The following is a 20,534-nucleotide window of genomic DNA, read 5'->3' as shown; positions in this document are numbered from 1 at the left end:
GGGCTCCGGCGCAGCTATAGGTGTAAAAGCGCGAGTATACGGGGGCAAAGCGGCAAGCGGTAAGCTTCAAGCCACAAGTAAAACGCGCTAGCTGTCGCGGCTGTCAGTTTCGCGTCACCGTGCTGACCGTATTACCGGGCTATAAAGCAGCTACCCAACCTTCAACTGGCAGCTTGCGGCTTAAAGCGTGCAACTGCGTCCCGGCGCCTCCCATGCAGATAAAACGAAACACGGCCCTGATGGTGGGCGTCCTCTTGATACTAGCGGTGGCCGCCTGGGCCGTAACACGGCCTGCCAAGCCCCGGCTGGCTGCGCCCACAGCGATCCCGGTACGGGTGGTGAGCGTCGCGCAACAGGACGTTCCCAGGTTCATCAGCGGCATCGGCTCAGTGCTGTCGTTGCACAGTGTGGTGATTCGCCCGCAGATCGACGGCATCCTCACCCAGTTGCTGGTCAAGGAGGGCCAATCGGTGAAGGCCGGCGACTTGCTGGCGACCATCGATGACCGTTCGATCCGCGCCAGCCTCGACCAGGCCAGGGCGCAATTGGGCGAAAGCCAGGCGCAGTTGCAAGTGGCGTTGGTCAATCTCAAGCGCTACAAAGCGCTGAGCATCGACGACGGCGTGTCCAAACAGACCTATGACCAGCAACAGGCGCTGGTCAACCAGCTCAAGGCCACCGCGCAGGGCAACCAGGCGGCCATTGATGCGGCTCAAGTACAACTTTCCTATACCCAGATTCGCTCCCCGGTCAGCGGCCGCGTGGGCATCCGTAACGTGGACGAAGGCAACTTCCTGCGCATGAGCGACACCCAGGGGCTGTTTACCGTCACGCAGCTCGATCCGATTGCCGTTGAGTTCTCCCTGCCACAACAGATGCTGCCGACCTTGCAGGGCCTGATTGCCGCCCCCACCCGGGCCACCGTCGACGCCTACCTGGGCGCCGACACCGACAACCAGACCGGCGACCTGCTCGGCGAAGGCCACCTGAGCCTGATCGACAACCAGATCAGTTCCACCACCGGCACCCTGCGGGCCAAGGCCGAGTTCAGCAACCCGGCGCATAAGCTATGGCCGGGGCAACTGGTGACCATCAAGGTCCAGACGGCCCTCGACAAGAACGCCCTGGTGGTACCGCCGACCGTGGTGCTGCGCGGGCTGGACTCACATTTCGTGTACCGCGTAAGCGCTGACAAAGTCGAGGTGGTGCCGGTGCAAGTCGCTTACCAGAACAGCGACATCAATATCATCAAAGGCGTGCAGGCCGGCGATGTGCTGGTCAGCGATGGGCAATCGCGGCTCAAGGCCGGTGCGCAGGTGGAGGTGCTCAAGGAGCCGCCGCAAGTGATCCACACCGCCAACGCCCAGGTGCAACCATGAGTGCAAGCCGGTCGCCCTCGGCCTGGTGCGTTGACCATCCGGTCGCCAGCCTGTTGCTGACCTTCGCCCTGGTGTTGCTGGGGATTATTGCCTTCCCGAACCTGGCCGTCGCGCCACTGCCGGAAGCGGAATTCCCGACCATCCAGGTCACAGCGCAACTGCCCGGCGCCAGCCCGGACACCATGGCCTCATCGGTGGCCACGCCTCTTGAGGTGCAGTTCAGTGCCATCCCCGGCATGACCCAGATGACCTCCAGCAGCGCCTTGGGCTCCAGCCTCTTGACCCTGCAGTTCACCCTGGAAAAAAGCATCGACACCGCCGCCCAGGAAGTCCAGGCCGCGATCAACACCGCGTCCGGCAAGTTGCCCAGCGACATGCCGAGCTTGCCCACCTGGAGGAAGGTCAACCCGGCGGACAGCCCGGTGTTGATCCTCAGTGTCAGTTCCAGCAGCATGCCCAGCACCGAGCTGAGCGACTACGTGGAAACCCTGCTGGCGCGCCAGATCAGCCAGATCGACGGCGTCGGCCAGATCAACATCACCGGCCAGCAACGCCCGGCGATTCGCGTGCAAGCGGCACCCGACAAGCTCGCGGCCATCGGCCTGACGCTCGCCGACATACGCCTGGCCATCCAGCAGTCGAGCCTGAACCTGGCCAAGGGCGCGATCTATGGCGAAAACAGCGTGTCCACCCTGTCGACCAATGACCAGCTGTTTCACCCGGAGGAATACGGCCAACTGATCGTTTCCTACAAGAACGGTGCGCCGGTTCAACTGCGCGATATCGCCAAGGTCATCAACGGCTCGGAAAACGCCTACGTGCAAGCCTGGTCCGGCGATACGCCAGGGGTGAACCTGGTGATTTCACGCCAGCCTGGCGCCAACATCGTCGACACCGTCGACCGCATCCAGGCCGAGTTGCCGCGCCTGCAAGGCATGTTGCCAGCCTCGGTGCAGGTCAGCGTGTTGACCGATCGCACCAAGACTATCCGCGCCTCACTGCATGAAGTGGAAATGACCCTGCTGATCGCCATCCTGCTGGTGGTGGCGGTGATGGCATTGTTCCTGCGTCAACTGTCGGCGACGCTGATTGTGTCTGCGGTATTGGGTGTGTCGCTGGTAGCCAGTTTCGCCCTGATGTATGTGATGGGGTTCAGCCTGAACAACCTGACCCTGGTGGCCATCGTGATCGCCGTGGGCTTTGTGGTGGACGATGCGATTGTGGTGGTGGAGAACATTCATCGGCACTTGGAAGCCGGCTTGGGCAAACGTGAAGCGGCGATCAAGGGCTCCGGCGAAATTGGCTTTACCGTAGTGTCCATCAGCTTCTCGCTGGTGGCGGCGTTTATTCCGCTGCTGTTCATGGGCGGCGTGGTCGGGCGGTTGTTCAAGGAGTTTGCGTTGACGGCCACCGCGACCATTCTGATTTCAGTGGTGGTTTCGCTGACATTGGCCCCGACGCTGGCCGCCTTGTTCATGCGTGCCCCTACCCACCCTGCCCACGCCAAACCCAGCTTCAGCGAACGCCTGCTGGCCGGCTATGCGCGCAACCTGCGCCGGGCCTTGGCGCACCAACGCAGCATGGCCGCGATCTTCGTGGTAACCCTGGCCCTGGCGGTGGTCGGCTATGTGTTCATTCCCAAGGGATTCTTCCCGGTGCAGGACACCGGTTTCGTGCTCGGCACCAGCGAAGCGGCGGCCGATGTGTCGTACAAGGACATGGTCGCCAAGCACAAGGCCCTGGCCGAGATCGTCAAGGCCGACCCGGCGGTGCAGGCGTTTTCCCATTCGGTGGGCGTTACCGGCAGCAACCAGACCATCGCCAACGGCCGCTTCTGGATCGCCTTGAAAGACCGCAGTGAGCGCGATGTGTCCGCCAGCCAGTTTATCGACCGCATCCGCCCACAACTGGCGAAGGTGCCTGGCATCGTGCTGTACCTGCGCGCCGGCCAGGACATCAACTTGAGCTCCGGCCCCAGCCGCGCCCAGTACCAATACGTGCTCAAGAGCAACGACGGCCCGACGCTGAACACCTGGACCCAGCGTCTCACCGAAAAACTGCGCGCCAACCCGGCGTTTCGCGACCTGTCCAACGACCTGCAACTGGGCGGCAGCATCACCCATATCAGCATCGACCGCCAGGCCGCCTCACGTTTCGGGCTGACCGCCACCGATGTCGACCAGGCGTTGTACGACGCCTTCGGCCAGCGCCAGATCAACGAGTTCCAGACCGAGATCAACCAGTACCAAGTGATACTTGAACTGGACAGCCAACAGCGCGGCAAGGCCGAAAGCCTCGACTATTTTTACCTGCGCTCGCCATTGACCAACGAGATGGTGCCGTTGTCGGCCTTGGCCAAAGTCGACCCGCCCACGGTCGGGCCGTTGTCCATCAGCCATGACGGCATGTTCCCTGCTGCCAACCTGTCGTTCAACCTGGCGCCCGGCGTAGCCCTGGGCGATGCAGTGATCATGCTCGACCAGGCCAAAAACGAAATCGGGATGCCGAGCACAATCATCGGCAACTTCCAGGGTGCGGCCCAGGCGTTCCAGAGCTCGCTGGCCAGCCAACCCTGGCTGATCCTCGCGGCGCTGGTGGCGGTCTACATTATTCTGGGTGTGCTGTACGAGAGTTTTGTGCACCCGCTGACGATCATTTCCACCCTGCCCTCGGCGGGCCTCGGTGCGCTGGTCATGCTGTGGCTGCTGGGCCAGGACTTTTCGATCATGGCCTTGATCGGCCTGGTGCTGCTGATCGGCATCGTGAAGAAAAACGGTATCTTGATGATCGACTTCGCCCTGGAGGCGCAGCGGGTACGCGGGCTGCCGCCCGAAGATGCGATTTATGAAGCCTGCGTCACGCGGTTCCGGCCGATCATCATGACCACCCTTGCCGCGTTGCTCGGCGCCGTGCCGTTGATGCTCGGCGCAGGCCCCGGGGCGGAACTGCGCCAGCCGCTGGGCATCGCGGTGGTCGGTGGCTTGCTGGTGAGCCAGGCGCTGACGCTGTTCACCACGCCGGTCATATACTTGTACCTTGAACGTTTTTTCCACAGGCCCAAACCAGCGCTGACGCTGGCGACCACACACTGAGGCGGTCATGCGCGTCCTGATTATTGAAGATGAAGAAAAAACCGCGGACTACCTGCACCGCGGCCTGACCGAGCAAGGCTACACCGTCGATGTCGCCCGTGAAGGCATCGAGGGCCTGCACCTGGCGCTGGAAAACGATTACGCAGTGATCGTGCTCGACGTGATGCTGCCCGGGCTGGATGGCTTCGGTGTACTGCGCGCCTTACGCGCCCGCAAGCAGACGCCGGTGATCATGCTCACCGCTCGCGAGCGCGTTGAAGACCGCATCCGCGGCCTGCGCGAAGGCGCCGACGATTACCTGGGCAAGCCGTTTTCGTTCCTGGAACTGGTGGCCCGCCTGCAAGCCCTGACCCGCCGCAGCGGCGGCCATGAACCGGTGCAGGTCACCGTTGCCGACCTGTGGATCGACCTGATCAGCCGCAAGGCCAGCCGCAACGGTGTACGCCTGGACCTGACCGCCAAGGAGTTCTCGCTGCTCAGCGTATTGGCGCGACGCCAGGGCGAGATCCTGTCCAAGACCGCGATTGCCGAGATGGTCTGGGACATCAATTTCGACAGCGATGCCAACGTGGTGGAAGTGGCGATCAAGCGTCTGCGCGCCAAGCTCGACGGGCCGTTCGAACACAAGCTGCTGCACACCATTCGCGGCATGGGCTATGTGCTGGAGAACCGCATACAGGAAAACCACAGTGGTCGCTAATTCCATCGCCCTGCGCCTGAGTGGCATGTTCACCCTGGTGGCGCTGCTGATCTTTCTGTTGATCGGCGGCGCGCTGTACCAGCAGGTCGACCGTGGCCTGGGGCTGTTGCCAGGTGCCGAGTTGGATGCGCGCTACAGCGTGCTGGAATCGTCGATCAATCGCTTCGGCACGCCGGAACATTGGGCCAAGATCAGGTCCAAGCTCAAGCTGTTAGGGGAAGAAGACAAGCGCATCCGTTTCTGGGTGGTCAGCAGCGACCCGAGCTACGAATACGGTGAGCCGGACGCGCAGATTCGCGCCTTTGCCGAAGGCGCCACAGGTAAGCGCGACCTGCGCCTGCCGGGTCACGATTATCCCTTCAAGGTGCTGGTCAGCCAATTTGCAGCCAAGGACCAGCGCCCGGCGTTGCGCTTTATGATTGCCATCGACACGGAGAACTTCCGCGCCACCCAGCATCACTTGCTGGTGGCGTTGATCAGCCTCGCGCTGGTGGGTGTAATACTGGCGGCACTGCTGGGGTTCTGGGTCGCGCGTATCGGCCTCAAGCCCTTGGGCAAACTCTCGGATGAAGCGCAAAAGCTTGCGCCGCCGAAACTCTCCGGGCGCCTGCAATTGTCACCCTTACCGCCCGAGCTGAGCCAATTCGTCAATTCATTCAACGCCACCCTCGACCGGGTTGAACAGGCGTATTCGCGCTTGGAATCGTTCAACGCCGACGTTGCCCATGAACTGCGCTCGCCGCTCACCAACCTGATCGGCCAGACCCAAGTCGCGCTGACACGCGGGCGTTCGGCCGAACACTATTTTGAGGTGCTGCAATCGAACCTGGAGGAGCTGGAACGGCTGCGCTCGATCATCAACGACATGCTGTTCCTTGCCAGCGCCGATCAGGGCAGCAAAGCCACCAAGCTGATCGAATGCTCCCTGGCCGATGAAGTGGCCACCACCCTCGACTATCTGGATTTTATCCTCGAAGACGCCCAGGTTCAGGTGCGCGTGGACGGCGATGCCCTGGTGCAGATCGAAAAAGCCCACCTGCGGCGTGCGCTGATCAACCTGCTGAGCAATGCCGTGCAACACACCGCACCCGGACAGATTATCGACGTGCATATCCAGGTGCAGGAGAAGCAGGTGGCAATCGGCGTGACCAACCCCGGCGACGCGATTGCCAGCGAACACTTGCCACGCCTGTTCGAACGCTTCTATCGGGTGGATGCCTCGCGCAGCAACAGCGGGGCCAATCACGGGTTGGGGCTGGCGATCGTCAAGGCGATTGCGTTGATGCATGGCGGGGATGTGTTTGTGCGCAGCGAAGGCGGTGGCAATACGTTTGGTATCACCCTTCCGGTCTAAATCGTAAGAACGCTTGAGTCACATGTGGGAGCGGGCTTGCTCGCGAATTCGGTGTGTCAGTCAATATATCTGTAACTGACACACTGAATTCGCGAGCAAGCCCGCTCCCACATTTAGATCGACGTACATCCGAACTGTTGCGATTTGGGCAATAGTTATTATCTTGTTACACTCTGTATCGCACCGCTCCCCTGCGTTACTTTGACGCATCGATGAGCGCGACGGCAAAGACAGCTGACCACTCACCCGAATTTCCCTCGACTTATTTCCAGGGCTCTACACTGGGAATCTGTCTTAAAGCCGCTGACTTCAGCGGCTTTTTTTTGCCGTGAAAAAAGGCCGGGCACACCCCACGACACTGGCCGTTCATGATTGACCAAAGGAGCTCCACCGGTGAAGAACTCGCTGACGTTCACCCCGTTATTCCTCGCAATCGCAGCAACGATCATCCCCCTTGCCCACGCGGCAGACGCCCCGCCCGTCGAAGGCTTCGTCGAGGGTTCACACCTCACGATCAACACCCGCAACTACTACATGAACCGCGACCGGCGCGATATTCATACCGATGACAGCAAAGAGTGGGGTCAGGGTTTTATCGGCACCTTCGAATCCGGCTACACCCAGGGCACCGTCGGTTTCGGCCTGGACGTCAATGCCATGTTCGGCCTCAAGCTCGACGGCGGTGGCGGTACGGATGGTTCCAGCATCCTTCCGTATGGCAGCGGCAACGGCAAAGCGCCGGGTTCGTTCTCGACGGCTGGCGGCACCTTGAAGCTGCGCGCCTTCGACACCGAACTGAAAGCCGGCGACCTGTTCCTCAACAACCCGGTGATCGCCGGCGGCATGACACGCATGTTGCCGCAGACTTTCCGTGGCGTGAGCCTGACCAACCACAGCTTTGACGGCTGGATGTTCGAAGGTGGCCAGGCCAGTTTCACCAAGCTCTATAACCAGAGCGGCCATCGGCGTATTGGTACCAGCTACGGCACGCTGCCCGCCAACACCGACAGCCAGCACCTGGACTGGGCTGGCGTGTCGTTCAGCGGGATCGAGGGGCTGACCAGCAACCTGTACGCGTCCGAGCTCAAGGACGTCTGGCACCAGTATTACTACGACCTGGAATACACCTACGCCCTGAACGACCTGGTCAGCCTGACGCCCGGCCTGCACTACTACCATACCCAGGACACCGGTCAATCGCTGCTGGGGGATATCGACAACAACACCTACAGCCTGCATTTCACCGTGGGCGTGGGTAACCACAGCGTCACAGCGACTTATCAGCGGGTCAATGGCAACACGCCGTTCGATTACATCACCCAGGGCGACAGCGTGTACCTGGACAACTCCCAGCAGTACTCGGATTTCAACGGGCCCAATGAGCGCTCCTGGAAGCTCAAGTACGCCTACGACTTTGCCGGCCTCGGCGTGCCCGGCCTGACGTCCGCCGTGTCCTACATCAGCGGCAAGACCGACCTGACCAAGGTCGACCCCAACAGTCGCGGCTACAGCAACTGGTACAGCGCCGATGGCAAGGATGCCAAGCACTGGGAGCGCGATATCGACCTGAAATATGTGGTGCAGGGCGGCAAGGCCAAGGACTTGGCCGTGCGCCTGCAATGGGCGACCAATCGCGGCAGCAATGGCTACTCGGCGGTGGACCGGGATGTGGATGAATACCGCGTGATCGTGGACTACCCGATCAACGTGTTCTGAGTACAGGTAGGAGCGAGCTTGCTCGCGAAAAACGTTAACGATAACGCGTGCTTCCTGAATAAACGCGGCGTCTGTGAGTTTTTCGCGAGCAAGCTCGCTCCTACAGCCATATTTAAGAGTTGCTACTACGCTAAGGGCATTCTCAATGCAGAAGTGTGCCCGATGAGTTCAAGCCCTACCCGCCCCAACCGCCGCCCGGAGCGCCTGCTGATCCTGGGCAGCACGCTCACGGTGTTGCTGATCGTGGGGGTCGTCACTGCGCTGCTGATTCGTGAACATGCCAACACCCTGCAGACGGCCAAGCGCACCGCCAACACCATCACTCAATTGATCGACGCTGACGTGCTGCGCAATGTCGAACTTTACGACATGGCCCTCAAAGGCTTGATCAGCGCCACCGAGCGCACCGACCTGCAAGACGTTTCAGAGAGCATCCGTCATTTGGTGCTGTTCGATCGTTCCGCAGCGGCGCCCTACAAGGGCGATATCCTGCTATTGGGCCCGGCTGGCGAGGTGATTGCCGATTCCTCCCTGCTCACGCCCAAACTGGGTAACTTTGCCGACCGGGACTACTTTCGGGCGCACCGCACCAACCCCGACCTGGGCCTGTATATCAGCCGTCCGTTCATGGCGCGCTGCCAGTGTGCCGACCCCTGGCGCATCGCGTTCAGCCGTCGCGTTTCGTCACCGGATGGGCGCTTCCTGGGAGTGGCGGTCGCGTCCATGCGCCTGTCGTACTTTCATCAGTTATTCAGCAGCTTGAACATCGGCAGCAACAGCACCATCAACCTGCTCAACCACCAAGGCATCCTGCTGGCGCAAGAGCCTCTGCTGGAAGCAGATATCGTCGACAAGGACCTGAGCCAGCGCCCGAATGTGGCGCGCATGCTGCGCGAACGGGACGGCAGCTTCCAAAGTATCTCCAGTGTCGATCGCCAGGCACGGCTCTACAGTTTTTCGAATGTGGGCAACTTGCCGCTGATCGTGGCAGTGGCCTTGTCCAGCAATGAAATGTTCGCCCCCTGGCGACGTGCGGCGTGGCTGGTCAGCATCGCGACCGGAGTGTTGTGCGTGGGCCTGTTGTGGCTGACCTGGGCACTGTGCATGGAGCTGCGCCGTCGCCATCGCGCCGAACAGGTGCTGTCAGAACTGGCAGCCACCGACGCCCTTACCGGCCTGGCCAACCGCCGCACGCTGGACGAACGCTTGCGGCTGGAATGGGATCGGGCACAACGCTCCATCGAGTCGTTGAGTGTGCTGATGATCGATGTGGACCACTTCAAGGCCTTCAACGACCGCCACGGCCACCAGGGCGGCGATGAGGCGTTGCGCGCAGTCGCGCAGGTGATCGCCAGCCATATCCGCCGCCCTGCCGACCTGGCGGCGCGTTATGGCGGTGAGGAATTTGCGTTGGTGTTGCCCAACACCAACGCCAGGGGAGCTTGGGTGATCGCCGAGCATATCCGCGAGGGGGTCCAGCATTTGCCGCGAATGGCCGGGGATGAACAACCGATCACGGTGAGCATCGGCCTGAGTACCTGGCAGAAGCACAGCCGCATTTCCCTTGAAGACCTGCTGCTCAAGGCTGACCAGGCGTTGTACCAGGCCAAGCACAGCGGCCGTAACCGGACAATGGATGCCACAACCCACCCCCTGTAGGAGCGAGCTTGCTCGCGAAGAACGTCAACGATAACGAGGGATTCCTGAATGCGCAGGGTGCTCTCAGGTTTTTCGCGAGCAAGCTCGCTCCTACAGGGGGCAAACGTCGGACATAAAAAAAGGCCACCCGAAGGCAGCCTTTCAAAACTAAAGAAAGAGAGTTGTTACTTACACCGCCGCAACGGGACGCATGTAAGAGATCGGTGCGGTGCTGGCATCTTCGAAGGTCACGACTTCCCAAGCGTCTGTCTGCTCAATCAACTTGCGCAGCAGCTGGTTGTTAAGGGCGTGGCCCGACTTGAAGCCTTTGAACTCGCCTATCAGGCTATTGCCCAGCAGGTAGAGGTCACCGATTGCATCGAGGATCTTGTGCTTCACGAATTCGTCTTCGTAGCGAAGGCCGTCTTCGTTCAGTACACCATCCGCGTCGACCACAATGGCGTTTTCCACGCTGCCGCCGAGTGCGAGGTTGTGCTTGCGCAGGTACTCGATGTCACTCATGAAACCAAAGGTACGGGCGCGGCTGACTTCTTTTACAAACGAAGTGCTGGAAAAATCCACGCTTGCACTTTGGGTGCGGTCACGGAATACCGGGTGATCGAAATCGATCTCAAAGCTCACTTTAAAGCCTTCGAACGGGACGAAGGTGGCGCGCTTGTCGCCGTCTTCTACTGTCACTTCCCGCAGAATGCGAATGAACTTCTTGGCTGCGTCCTGTTCTTCCAGGCCGGCAGATTGAATCAAGAATACGAAGGGTCCAGCGCTGCCATCCATGATCGGGACTTCGGACGCGGAGAGCTCGACGTAGGCGTTATCGATGCCCAGGCCAGCCATGGCCGAGAGCAAGTGCTCCACCGTGTCCACTTTGACGTCACCGTTGACCAGAGTGGTCGACATCGTGGTTTCGCCAACGTTTTCCGCGCGAGCAGGAATCTGCACCACAGGGTCCAGGTCGGCACGAACAAACACGATGCCGGTGTCGACAGGTGCGGGCTTGAGGGTCAGGTATACCTTCTCCCCGGAGTGCAGACCTACACCTGTGGCACGGATAATATTCTTCAGGGTGCGTTGTTTAATCATGGCTTGGACCGCTTCAGCGCAAATTGCGAACTGGTATCAACAAAGGCTGGCGATAATAACAGACCAGACCTTTGCTGAACACCAATCACCTTCATAGCCCTGATACATTCCATTAATCGGCCTGACGACGCAGGAATGCCGGGATGTCCAGGTAGTCCAGGTCATCTTGCGGATTCGGGCTACGGGACGCCGCAGCACCGGCCTGAGCCTGGTTGCGCATCACGGTCGGACGGTCCAGATCACGGTAGTTCACCGACGGCAGTTCCTGGCGAGCAGGGGCTGGGACAGCAGTTGCCTGGCTGGCCTGGCTAGTGTGCAGGGTGTTGTCGATGACCTTTACAGGCTTCTCGATTTTCGCACCCAGGCCGGTCGCAACCACGGTTACATGCAGTTCGTCGCGCATGTCCGGATCGATAACGGTACCCACCTTGACCATGGCGTGCTCGGACGCGAAGGCTTCGATGATGCTACCCACGTCGGAGTACTCACCCAGGGACAGGTCGGGACCGGCGGTGATGTTCACCAGGATGCCGCGTGCGCCTTGCAGGTTCACGTCTTCGAGCAACGGGTTGCGGATGGCCGCTTCGGTGGCCTCGCGTGCACGGTTCGGACCGCTGGCGCAGCCAGTGCCCATCATCGCCATGCCCATTTCGCTCATGACCGTACGAACGTCGGCAAAGTCGACGTTGATCATGCCCGGACGCTTGATGATGTCGGAGATACCGCGAACGGCACCGGCCAGTACATCGTCAGCCTTGGCGAACGCAGACAGCAGGCTTGCGTCCTTGCCCAGGATGGTCAGCAGTTTCTCGTTGGGGATGGTGATCAACGAGTCGACGCTTTCAGACAGCAGACGGATACCTTCGTCGGCGATCTGCATGCGCTTGCGGCCTTCGAACGGGAACGGACGCGTCACGACAGCAACGGTCAGAATCCCCATTTCCTTGGCCACTTCGGCAATGATCGGTGCAGCACCGGTACCGGTACCGCCGCCCATGCCGGTGGTGATGAACACCATGTTGGTGCCTTGCAGCACTTCGGCAATACGCTCGCGGTCTTCCAGGGCGGCTTGACGGCCGACTTCCGGATTGGCGCCAGCGCCGAGGCCTTTGGTCACCGCGGTGCCCAATTGCAGGATGGTCCGCGCGCCGATGCTTTTGAGCGCCTGGGCATCAGTGTTGGCGCAGATGAACTCAACGCCTTCAATGTTGCTCTTGACCATGTGGTTGACAGCGTTGCCGCCGCCACCGCCGACACCGATTACTTTGATAACCGGGCTAGCGGGGATGTTGTCTACGAGTTCGAACATGTTCCCTCTCCTTTCATTTTCTCTAGTTTTTTCGCCTACTGCTTGCTGCGGGTGTTGCGGTGTCGCGGTAAATCTTTAGAAATTGCCTTGTACCCAGCTTTTGATCCGGTCCAGCAGCGGCGCTTTCTCATCGTCATCGCTGCGGTAGCTGTCACGGATGCTCGGGCCCGACAGGGAAATGCCGTCGGTCTGCTTTTGCAGCCCGTACAACAGCAAGCCCACACCGGTGGAATAAATCGGGTTGCGCACCACGTCGCCCAGGCCCTTCACGCCATGGGGCACGCCCAGGCGCACCGGCATGTGGAAGATCTCTTCGGCCAACTCGACCGCGCCTTCCATCTTCGAGGTACCACCGGTCAGCACGATGCCGGCCGGGATCAAATCTTCGTAGCCGCTGCGGCGCAGTTCAGCCTGAATCAGGGTGAACAGCTCGTCGTAGCGTGGCTCGACCACTTCGGCCAGGGCCTGGCGCGACAGCTCGCGGGGTGGACGATCACCCACGCTTGGCACCTTGATGGTCTCACCGGCACCGGCCAGCTTGGCCAGGGCGCAGGCGTAGCGGATCTTGATTTCTTCGGCGTACTGGGTCGGTGTGCGCAACGCCATGGCGATGTCGTTGGTGACCTGGTCGCCGGCAATCGGGATCACGGCGGTGTGACGAATCGCACCCTCGGTGAAGATCGCGATGTCGGTGGTGCCGCCGCCGATGTCCACCAGGCACACGCCCAGCTCTTTTTCGTCGTCGGTCAGTACCGAGTAGGCCGAGGCCAACTGCTCGAGAATGATGTCGTCGATTTCCAGGCCGCAGCGGCGCACGCATTTTTCAATGTTCTGTGCGGCGTTGACGGCGCAGGTCACCACGTGGACCTTGGCCTCCAGGCGAACGCCCGACATGCCCAGGGGCTCGCGCACGCCTTCCTGGTTGTCGATCACGTAGTCCTGCGGCAGGGTGTGCAGCACGCGCTGGTCCGCCGGGATCGCCACGGCCTGGGCGGCGTCGAGGACGCGCTCAAGGTCGGCCGAGCTGACTTCACGGTCGCGGATCGCCACGATGCCGTGGGAGTTCAGGCTACGGATGTGGTTGCCTGCCACGCCGACGAACGCCGAGTGAATCCGGCAACCGGCCATCAGCTGCGCTTCTTCGATAGCGCGCTGGATCGACTGCACGGTGGACTCGATGTTCACCACCACGCCCTTCTTCAGGCCCCGGGACGGATGCGTGCCAATACCGACGATTTCGATCGCGCCGTCTTCCCCGACCTCGCCCACCAGCGCCACCACCTTGGAGGTGCCGATATCGAGACCGACGATCATTTTGCCGCTTTGCACGTTTGCCATGGGTCCTGCCTCTTCTTAATTCTTCGCGACAGCGGGTTGTGCTGCCGTGGGCGCAGCCGGTGTACGCCAGCCGACGGCCAGGCCGTTGGCGTAACGCAGGTCGACGCTCGCAATGTTCGTAATCTGTTCTTTCAAGGTTTTTTCATAGATGGCAATAAAGCGGCGCATCTTTTCCACCAAGCGGTCGCGTCCCAGCAACAACTCGATGCCCGGGCCGGAACTGCCTGCCCCGGTCGTCAAAAACCAGCTGCCCCGCTCACGCAATTCCAGGCGTGCAATGGAGAAGCCCAGTGGCCGCAGCATCTGGCTCAAGGCCTGGTACTGCTGCATCACTTGCTGCTGCGCCCGCTGCGGCCCGAACAGCTGCGGCAGGTGTTCATAGTTGGCCAGCTCACGCGGGGTGAACGCCTGGCCCTGGTTGTTCAACAGCGCTTCATCGCCCCAACGGGCCACGGGCAGTTGTTCTTCCAGGCGGATCGTGACCTGGTCCGGCCATACACGGCGAACTTCGGCGTGGGCGATCCACGGCATCTGTTCCAGCTCCGAGCGCATGCCAGCCAGGTCGATGGTAAAGAAGCTCGCCGCCAGGTATGGGCCGATGCGCTGCTGTACCGCTTGCTGGCTGATGTAGCTCAAGTCGCCCTGCACGCTGATCTTGGTGATCGGCCGGTCGGCATACGGCAACAGACGCTGCGCGCCTTCGTACGTGCCAAAGCCCAGCACCACCAGCAGCACCGGCCAGAACAGCGCCTTGATAAAACCAAAGTTGGCTTTTGGCAGGCGCGCCGACATCGGCTCTTTAGCCACCATTCGGCTTGCACCCCGTGGCACCGGCTTGCGGCTCGGTGCTTGTGGGGGCTGATGACGAAGCGATGCGCCGTTCATGTGTTTAGCCTCTTGGCTCAATGCTGTCGGCCAGGATCGCCAGCACTAACTGCTGGAAATCCAGACCGGCGGCACGGGCAGCCATGGGAACCAGGCTGTGATCGGTCATGCCCGGTGCGGTGTTGACTTCAAGGAACCAGAAATTCCCTTGGTCATCCTGCATCACGTCTGCCCGCGCCCAACCGGCGATACCCAGCGCCTCACAGGCTTTCGCCGTGAGGTCCATCAATTCTTGTTCCTTGGTTGCTTCGAGGCCGCATGGGATCCGGTACTGAGTATCGGAAGCCAGGTACTTGGCGTCGTAGTCATAAAAGGTGTGGGGCGTGCCCAAAGCGATGGGCGGCAATACCTGGCCACGCAGGGTGGCGATGGTGTACTCGGGACCGGAAATCCACTGTTCCACCAACACTTGCGAATCGTAGGTACTTGCCGCTTTCCATGCGTCGATCAATTCGGCGGCCGAGTTCACTTTGGCCATGCCGATACTGGAGCCTTCATGGGCTGGTTTGACGATCAAAGGCAGGCCCAGTTCCTTGGCCGCAGAAATACAATCGTCTTCACTGCACAGTACGGCGTGACGTGGGGTCGGAATGCCCAGGCTGTGCCACACCTGCTTGGTGCGCAACTTGTCCATCGCCAAGGCCGATGCGAGGATGCCGCTGCCGGTGTAAGGGATGCCGGCGCATTCGAGCAGGCCCTGCATGCTGCCGTCCTCACCGCCGCGGCCGTGAAGAATGAGAAAGGCGCGGTCGATTTTTTCAGCCTGCAGGCGGGCAAGGAAGTCATCGCCCACATCGATACCGAAGGCATTCACGCCAGCACTTTGCAGCGCCTCAAGCACCGCATTGCCGGACTTGAGCGACACTTCGCGCTCGGCGCTCTTGCCGCCGAACAACACGGCCACGCGACCGAAGTCGGCAGGCGCAAGGGTGGAAAACAGGGAGCCGTAATCAGTGGTCATTTCGACTTCCCCTTGGCGGCTGCAAACAGCGGGCTCGCCAGCAATTTGGGCGCAAGGCCACCGATATCACCGGCGCCCTGGCACAGCAGGATGTCGCCGGCACGCAGCAGCGGCTTGACGATAGGCGCCAGGTCCACGCCACGCTCGATGTAGATCGGGTCCAACTGGCCGCGCTGGCGGATGCTGTTGCACAGCTTGCGGCTGTCAGCGCCCGGGATCGGTTCTTCACCGGCCGGGTAGACTTCCATCAGCAGCAGCACGTTGGCATCGGCCAGTACATTGACGAAATCGTCGTACAGGTCGCGGGTGCGGCTGTAGCGGTGCGGCTGGTACACCATCACCAGCCGGCGCTCCGGCCAGCCGCCGCGCACGGCCTTGATAACGGCCGCAACTTCGGTCGGGTGGTGGCCGTAGTCGTCCACCAGCATCACGTCACCACCTTCAACCGGCAGTTGGCCGTAGACCTGGAAGCGACGGCCCACACCGGCAAAGCGCGACAGGCCCTCGACGATGGCTTCATCGCTGACGCCTTCATCGGTGGCAATGCAGATGGTCGCCAAAGAGTTCAGCACGTTGTGGTTGCCCGGCATGTTCACCGACACGTCCAGCGGCTCGCGATCGGGGCGCAGCACGGTGAAGAAGGTTTGCATGCCTTCCTGGCGCACATTGATTGCGCGCACGTCGGCGTCTTCGCTGAAGCCGTAGGTCACGGTAGGGCGTTTGACCTGGGGCAGGATTTCACGCACCACCGGGTCGTCCAGGCACACCACCGCCAACCCGTAGAACGGCAGGTTGTGCAGGAAGTCGACGAAGGTTTTCTTCAACTTGTTGAAGTCGCCATCGTAGGTCGCCATGTGGTCTTCGTCGATGTTGGTGACGACGGCAACCAGCGGTTGCAGGTGCAGGAAGCTCGCGTCACTTTCATCGGCTTCGGCGATCAGGTAGCGGCTGGTACCCAGTTGGGCATTAGTGCCAGCTGCATTCAGGCGGCCACCGATGACGAAGGTCGGGTCCAGGCCACCGGCGGCGAACACCGAGGCGATCAGGCTGGTGGTGGTGGTCTTGCCATGGGTACCGGCGACGGCGATGCCGTGGCGATAGCGCATCAGCTCGGCGAGCATCTCGGCACGCGGTACCACAGGGATACGGCGCTCAAGGGCGGTGGCCACTTCCGGGTTGGACGTGTTCACGGCGCTGGACACCACCAGCACGTCAGCCTCGGCGGCGTTCTCGGCACGGTGGCCGATGAAGATCTGTGCGCCAAAGGACTTCAGGCGCTCGGTGACCGGCGACTCTTTCAAGTCCGAGCCGGACACCTGGTAGCCCAGGTTCAGCAACACTTCGGCAATCCCGCACATGCCCACGCCACCGATACCGACGAAGTGAATACGACGGATGCGGCGCATCTCGGGTTGCGGCATGGCTTTCTGATTCTCAACCATGGGCCACCTCCAGGCAGATATCGACCACGGTGCGGGTTGCGTCAGGTTTGGCCAGGCGGCTTGCGGTGCTCGCCATGCTGTTGAGTCGTTCCGGTTGCATCAAAACCTCGGTCAGGCGTGCGGCCAAATCGGCGGCGCCAGTCGTTCTTTGCGGCAGCAGGAAGGCAGCGCCCTCCCCGGCCAAATATTCGGCGTTGCGGGTCTGGTGATCGTCGATGGCGTGGGGCAAAGGCACCAGCAAGGACGGCAGACCGGCGGCCGCCAGTTCACTGACGGTCAGCGCACCAGCGCGGCAGACCACCAGGTCGGCCCAGCCATAGGCTTGGGCCATGTCTTTGATGAAGGGCTGTACATTGGCCTCTACACCGGCCTTGCGATAACGCGCGGCGGTGACCTCATCGTGGTTCTTGCCGGCCTGGTGGAAGATCTCCGGGCGCACATCCTCAGGAAGTTGCGCAACGGCTTCAGGCAGCAATTTATTCAGCGGCTCGGCGCCCAGGCTTCCGCCCAGGATCAGCAGGTGAGCCTTGCGCCCCGCCAGCGCGTCACGCGCAATGGCCATGAACAGTTCGGTACGCACCGGGTTACCGGTGGTGCGAAGCTTGTCGGAGGCGGCGAAGGTTTTCGGGAAGGCTTCACACACCCGCGCAGCCAACGGCACTAGCAGACGGTTGGCAGTACCGGCGACGGCGTTCTGTTCGTGAACGATCACCGGCACACCCGCGAGTTTCGCCGCAACACCACCAGGGCCGGTCACATAACCGCCAAAGCCGAGTACACACACCGGCTTCAACTCGCGAATGATCCTGCGCGCCTGCATGACCGCCTTGAGCAACACGAACGGTGCCTTGAGCAATGACAACTTGCTCTTGCCACGCAGGCCGGTGACGTTGATCAAATGCAGCGGCAAGCCGGCATTGGGCACCAATTCGTTTTCAATGCCACGGGGCGTACCCAGCCAGTGCACGGTGTAGCCACGGTTCTGGAATTCACGGGCGCAAGCCAGGGCCGGGAACACATGGCCCCCGGTGCCGCCCGCCATGATCAGCACGTTAGCGCCCATGGGTCGGCTCCTCGGCGAAGTCGCTTTCGCTGAACTCCATCTCTTCGCTGCCCAGGTGGGTGCGACTCTCCCACTCGATACGCAGCAACAACCCGAGACAGGCGCAGCAAATCACCAACGAGCTGCCGCCGTAACTGAGGAACGGCAAGGTCAGGCCCTTGGTCGGCAGCAGGCCAACGTTCACGCCGATGTTGATCAGGAACTGGCCGATCCACAGGAAGGCCAATCCATAGGCAACGTAGGCGGCGAAGAACTGCTTGGCCTTCTCGGCCCACAAGCCGATGTACATGGCGCGCACGCAGACGAATACAAACAATGCCACGGTGCACAGCGAACCCACCACACCCAACTCTTCGGCCAATACCGAGAACACGAAGTCGGTGTGGGCTTCCGGCAGGTAGAACTGCTTCTGCACACTGTTGCCCAGGCCCACACCCAGCCACTCGCCGCGACCGAAGGCGATCAGCGCCTGGGTCAACTGGTAGCCGGAGCCGAACTGGTCGGACCAGGGGTCGGTAAAGGTGATCAAACGCGCCATCCGGTAGGGTTGCGCCTGCACCAGGATGGTCACCGCCGCGACGGCCAGCACCACCATCAAGGTGAAGCGGAACAGCCCGACACCACCCAGGAACAGCATCGCGGCGGCGGCGCCCATCATCACCACCGTGGCCCCGAAGTCGGGCTCCATCAGCAGCAGGCCAGCCATGGGCAGCAGCACGATGAACGGCTTGAAGAAGCCCATCCAGCTTTCGCGTACTTCTTTCTGACGGCGCACCAGGTAACCGGCGAGGTAGATCACCACGAACACTTTGGCAATTTCCGACGGCTGCACGTTGAACGCGCCGAAGCCGATCCAGCGCATCGAACCGTTCACCTCGCGGCCGATGCCGGGCACGATCACCATGACCAGCAAGCCGAACGCACCGATCAGCATCAGCCAACCCAGACGCTGCCAGGTAGCAATCGGAATCATCATGGTGACGATGCAGGCGCCCAGGCCGATCACCAGGTACACCAGGTGGCGGATCATCATGTACAGCGTGTTGCCCGACTGCACGGCGGCCACTTCGGAGGACGCCGAAGTGATCATCACCAGGCCCAGGCCGAGCAGCGCCAGGCAACCGGCGAGCATCGGGAAATCGAGGTCGATGCCGCGCCCGGTAATGATCGGCGACGGGTATGGCTTGATGATGTTTCTCAGGTTGAGGCTCATGCCAAAGCCTCCACGGCGCGGGCGAACAGTTGGCCGCGCTCTTCATAGTTCTTGAACATGTCGAAGCTGGCGCACGCGGGCGACAGCAACACCGCATCGCCAGGCTGGGCCAGGGCTTTGCACTGGGCAATGGCGTCGTCCAGGGAAGCTGCGCGTACTTGCGGTACAGCGTCACCGAGGGCGGCGGCGATCAGGTCCGAATCGCGGCCCATCAGCACCACGGCGCGGCAATGGGCGGCCACTGGAGCTTTGAGGTCCGTGAAGTCGGCACCCTTGCCATCACCACCGGCGATCAGCACCAGCTTGCCGTCGATATCGGCCCCCAGGCCTTCGATGGCCGCCAGGGCTGCACCGACATTGGTGGCTTTGGAGTCGTTGTAATAGCTGACGTCATTGAGGTCGCGCACCCATTGGCAGCGATGCTCAAGCCCGGCAAAGGTGCGCAGGCTCGCGAGCATGGCGTCGAACGGCAGGCCAACCGCGTGACCGAGCGCCAAGGCCGCCAGGGCATTGGACTGGTTGTGTGCGCCACGGATTTTCAGTTCGCGTACCGGCATCAGGTTCTGGAATTCGAACGCCAGGTACTTCTCGCCGCTCTCTTCACGAATGCCGAAGCCTTTGAAGTCCGGTTTGCCCAGGCCGAAGGTCCAGCAGGGCATGCCCTCGCCTATCAGCGGACGGCTCAGGGCATCCTGACGGTTGACGACAAATTGCTTGGCGCCACGGAAGATCCGGTGCTTGGCCAAGTGATAAGCCGGCAGGCCGCTGTAGCGGTCCATATGGTCTTCGCTGACGTTCAATACTGTCGCCACTTCAGCGCCCAGGTCGTGGGTGGTTTCCAGCTGGAAGCTCGACAACTCCATCACGTACAACTCGACGTCGTCGCTGAGCAAATCCAGTGCCGGCACGCCAAGATTGCCGCCGACGGCCACACGCTTGCCCGCCGCAGCCGCCATCTCGCCGACCAGAGTGGTGACGGTGCTTTTGGCGTTGGAACCGCTGATGGCCACGATCGGCGCCTTCGCGTTGCGTGCGAACAGGTCGATATCGCCAGACAGCTTCACACCACGGGCCGCAGCCGCTTGCAGGGCCGGTGTCGCCAGGGCCAGGCCCGGGCTCACGTAGAGCTCGTCGGCACGGCACAGAAACTCGACATCCAGCTCGCCACAGCGCACTTCCACGTGCGGGTAGTCACGGCGCAGCGTGACCAGCTCCGGTGGATTTTCCCGCGTATCGGCCACGGCAAACGACGTGCCCCGGTTCGCCAGGAAGCGAACCAGGGACATGCCGCTCTTGCCGAGGCCGACAACGATGCGGAAGTGGTCTGAAGCGATCAGGGACAC

15 protein-coding genes are annotated in these 20,534 nt (G+C 61.6%); 6 read left to right on the top strand and 9 right to left on the bottom strand.

Annotated elements, in window-relative coordinates; all coding sequences use genetic code 11:
* Positions 1–212: 212 nt before the first annotated feature.
* The 6 genes from BT199_RS07105 to BT199_RS07080 all read left to right on the top strand — a co-directional run bounded on the left by BT199_RS07105 (position 213) and on the right by BT199_RS07080 (position 9,900).
* A complete protein-coding gene (locus tag BT199_RS07105) occupies positions 213–1,379 on the top strand; it encodes an efflux RND transporter periplasmic adaptor subunit (protein WP_072434194.1) in 1,167 nt (388 codons plus the stop codon).
* Positions 1,376–4,471, top strand: coding sequence for a multidrug efflux RND transporter permease subunit (locus tag BT199_RS07100; protein WP_072434193.1), 3,096 nt, complete (start codon positions 1,376–1,378; stop codon positions 4,469–4,471). The genes BT199_RS07105 and BT199_RS07100 overlap by 4 nt, the downstream gene beginning before the upstream one ends.
* 7 nt (positions 4,472–4,478) lie before the next feature.
* Positions 4,479–5,171: a heavy metal response regulator transcription factor gene (locus BT199_RS07095; RefSeq protein WP_019816940.1), complete on the top strand. Its 693-nt coding sequence runs from the start codon at positions 4,479–4,481 to the stop codon at positions 5,169–5,171.
* Complete coding sequence (locus BT199_RS07090; RefSeq protein WP_072434192.1) at positions 5,161–6,525, top strand: heavy metal sensor histidine kinase; 1,365 nt, start codon at positions 5,161–5,163, stop codon at positions 6,523–6,525. The genes BT199_RS07095 and BT199_RS07090 overlap by 11 nt, the downstream gene beginning before the upstream one ends.
* Positions 6,526–6,918: 393 nt before the next feature.
* Complete coding sequence (locus BT199_RS07085; protein WP_019816942.1) at positions 6,919–8,241, top strand: OprD family porin; 1,323 nt, start codon at positions 6,919–6,921, stop codon at positions 8,239–8,241.
* A gap of 162 nt (positions 8,242–8,403) precedes the next feature.
* Positions 8,404–9,900, top strand: coding sequence for a GGDEF domain-containing protein (locus BT199_RS07080; protein WP_072434191.1), 1,497 nt, complete (start codon positions 8,404–8,406; stop codon positions 9,898–9,900).
* Positions 9,901–10,068: 168 nt separating this feature from the next.
* Here BT199_RS07080 and lpxC read toward each other — a convergent pair whose 3' ends face one another.
* From lpxC to murD, 9 genes are all read right to left on the bottom strand, one after another.
* Complete coding sequence (gene lpxC, locus BT199_RS07075) at positions 10,069–10,980, bottom strand: UDP-3-O-acyl-N-acetylglucosamine deacetylase (protein ID WP_003171886.1); 912 nt, start codon at positions 10,978–10,980, stop codon at positions 10,069–10,071.
* Positions 10,981–11,092: 112 nt separating this feature from the next.
* Positions 11,093–12,289, bottom strand: coding sequence for a cell division protein FtsZ (gene ftsZ / locus BT199_RS07070; RefSeq protein ID WP_060766552.1), 1,197 nt, complete (start codon positions 12,287–12,289; stop codon positions 11,093–11,095).
* A 75-nt stretch (positions 12,290–12,364) separates the two neighbouring features.
* Positions 12,365–13,627 (bottom strand): cell division protein FtsA, encoded by a 1,263-nt coding sequence (gene ftsA, locus BT199_RS07065; protein WP_014716976.1) that lies wholly within the window; start codon positions 13,625–13,627, stop codon positions 12,365–12,367.
* Between the two features lie 15 nt (positions 13,628–13,642).
* Positions 13,643–14,512, bottom strand: a complete 870-nt coding sequence (locus BT199_RS07060) for a cell division protein FtsQ/DivIB (protein ID WP_019816943.1) — start codon at positions 14,510–14,512, stop codon at positions 13,643–13,645.
* A gap of 4 nt (positions 14,513–14,516) precedes the next feature.
* The gene (locus BT199_RS07055; RefSeq protein WP_014716974.1) at positions 14,517–15,473 is read right to left on the bottom strand and encodes a D-alanine--D-alanine ligase; all 957 of its coding nucleotides are present in this window, start codon (positions 15,471–15,473) and stop codon (positions 14,517–14,519) included.
* Positions 15,470–16,915 (bottom strand): UDP-N-acetylmuramate--L-alanine ligase, encoded by a 1,446-nt coding sequence (murC, locus tag BT199_RS07050; protein ID WP_020301253.1) that lies wholly within the window; start codon positions 16,913–16,915, stop codon positions 15,470–15,472. The genes BT199_RS07055 and murC overlap by 4 nt, the downstream gene beginning before the upstream one ends.
* Positions 16,908–17,978 (bottom strand): undecaprenyldiphospho-muramoylpentapeptide beta-N-acetylglucosaminyltransferase, encoded by a 1,071-nt coding sequence (gene murG, locus BT199_RS07045; RefSeq protein ID WP_072434190.1) that lies wholly within the window; start codon positions 17,976–17,978, stop codon positions 16,908–16,910. Before murG ends, murC begins: the two co-directional genes overlap by 8 nt.
* Positions 17,968–19,191 carry a putative lipid II flippase FtsW gene (ftsW, locus tag BT199_RS07040; protein ID WP_003188673.1) on the bottom strand — a complete coding sequence of 408 codons (1,224 nt, stop codon included), beginning with the start codon at positions 19,189–19,191 and terminating at the stop codon, positions 17,968–17,970. Before ftsW ends, murG begins: the two co-directional genes overlap by 11 nt.
* Positions 19,188–20,534, bottom strand: a complete 1,347-nt coding sequence (murD, locus tag BT199_RS07035) for a UDP-N-acetylmuramoyl-L-alanine--D-glutamate ligase (protein ID WP_072434189.1) — start codon at positions 20,532–20,534, stop codon at positions 19,188–19,190. Before murD ends, ftsW begins: the two co-directional genes overlap by 4 nt.

The organism is Pseudomonas sp. NFR02 (assembly GCF_900119375.1).
Lineage (GTDB): Bacteria > Pseudomonadota > Gammaproteobacteria > Pseudomonadales > Pseudomonadaceae > Aquipseudomonas > Aquipseudomonas paracarnis.
The sequence above is the reverse complement of the archived record's forward strand: the minus strand, read 5'-3'. Positions and strand labels throughout refer to the sequence as shown.

Excerpts from the sequence above, each read along its gene's own strand:
- lpxC (WP_003171886.1), bottom strand. The coding sequence starts at position 10,980 with ATGATTAAACAACGCACCCTGAAGAATATTATCCGTGCCACAGGTGTA.
- BT199_RS07080 (WP_072434191.1), top strand. The coding sequence starts at position 8,404 with ATGAGTTCAAGCCCTACCCGCCCCAACCGCCGCCCGGAGCGCCTGCTG.
- BT199_RS07055 (WP_014716974.1), bottom strand. The coding sequence starts at position 15,473 with ATGACCACTGATTACGGCTCCCTGTTTTCCACCCTTGCGCCTGCCGAC.
- murG (WP_072434190.1), bottom strand. The coding sequence starts at position 17,978 with ATGGGCGCTAACGTGCTGATCATGGCGGGCGGCACCGGGGGCCATGTG.
- ftsW (WP_003188673.1), bottom strand. The coding sequence starts at position 19,191 with ATGAGCCTCAACCTGAGAAACATCATCAAGCCATACCCGTCGCCGATC.
- ftsZ (WP_060766552.1), bottom strand. The coding sequence starts at position 12,289 with ATGTTCGAACTCGTAGACAACATCCCCGCTAGCCCGGTTATCAAAGTA.
- BT199_RS07105 (WP_072434194.1), top strand. The coding sequence starts at position 213 with ATGCAGATAAAACGAAACACGGCCCTGATGGTGGGCGTCCTCTTGATA.
- ftsA (WP_014716976.1), bottom strand. The coding sequence starts at position 13,627 with ATGGCAAACGTGCAAAGCGGCAAAATGATCGTCGGTCTCGATATCGGC.
- BT199_RS07100 (WP_072434193.1), top strand. The coding sequence starts at position 1,376 with ATGAGTGCAAGCCGGTCGCCCTCGGCCTGGTGCGTTGACCATCCGGTC.
- murC (WP_020301253.1), bottom strand. The coding sequence starts at position 16,915 with ATGGTTGAGAATCAGAAAGCCATGCCGCAACCCGAGATGCGCCGCATC.
- BT199_RS07095 (WP_019816940.1), top strand. The coding sequence starts at position 4,479 with ATGCGCGTCCTGATTATTGAAGATGAAGAAAAAACCGCGGACTACCTG.
- BT199_RS07060 (WP_019816943.1), bottom strand. The coding sequence starts at position 14,512 with ATGAACGGCGCATCGCTTCGTCATCAGCCCCCACAAGCACCGAGCCGC.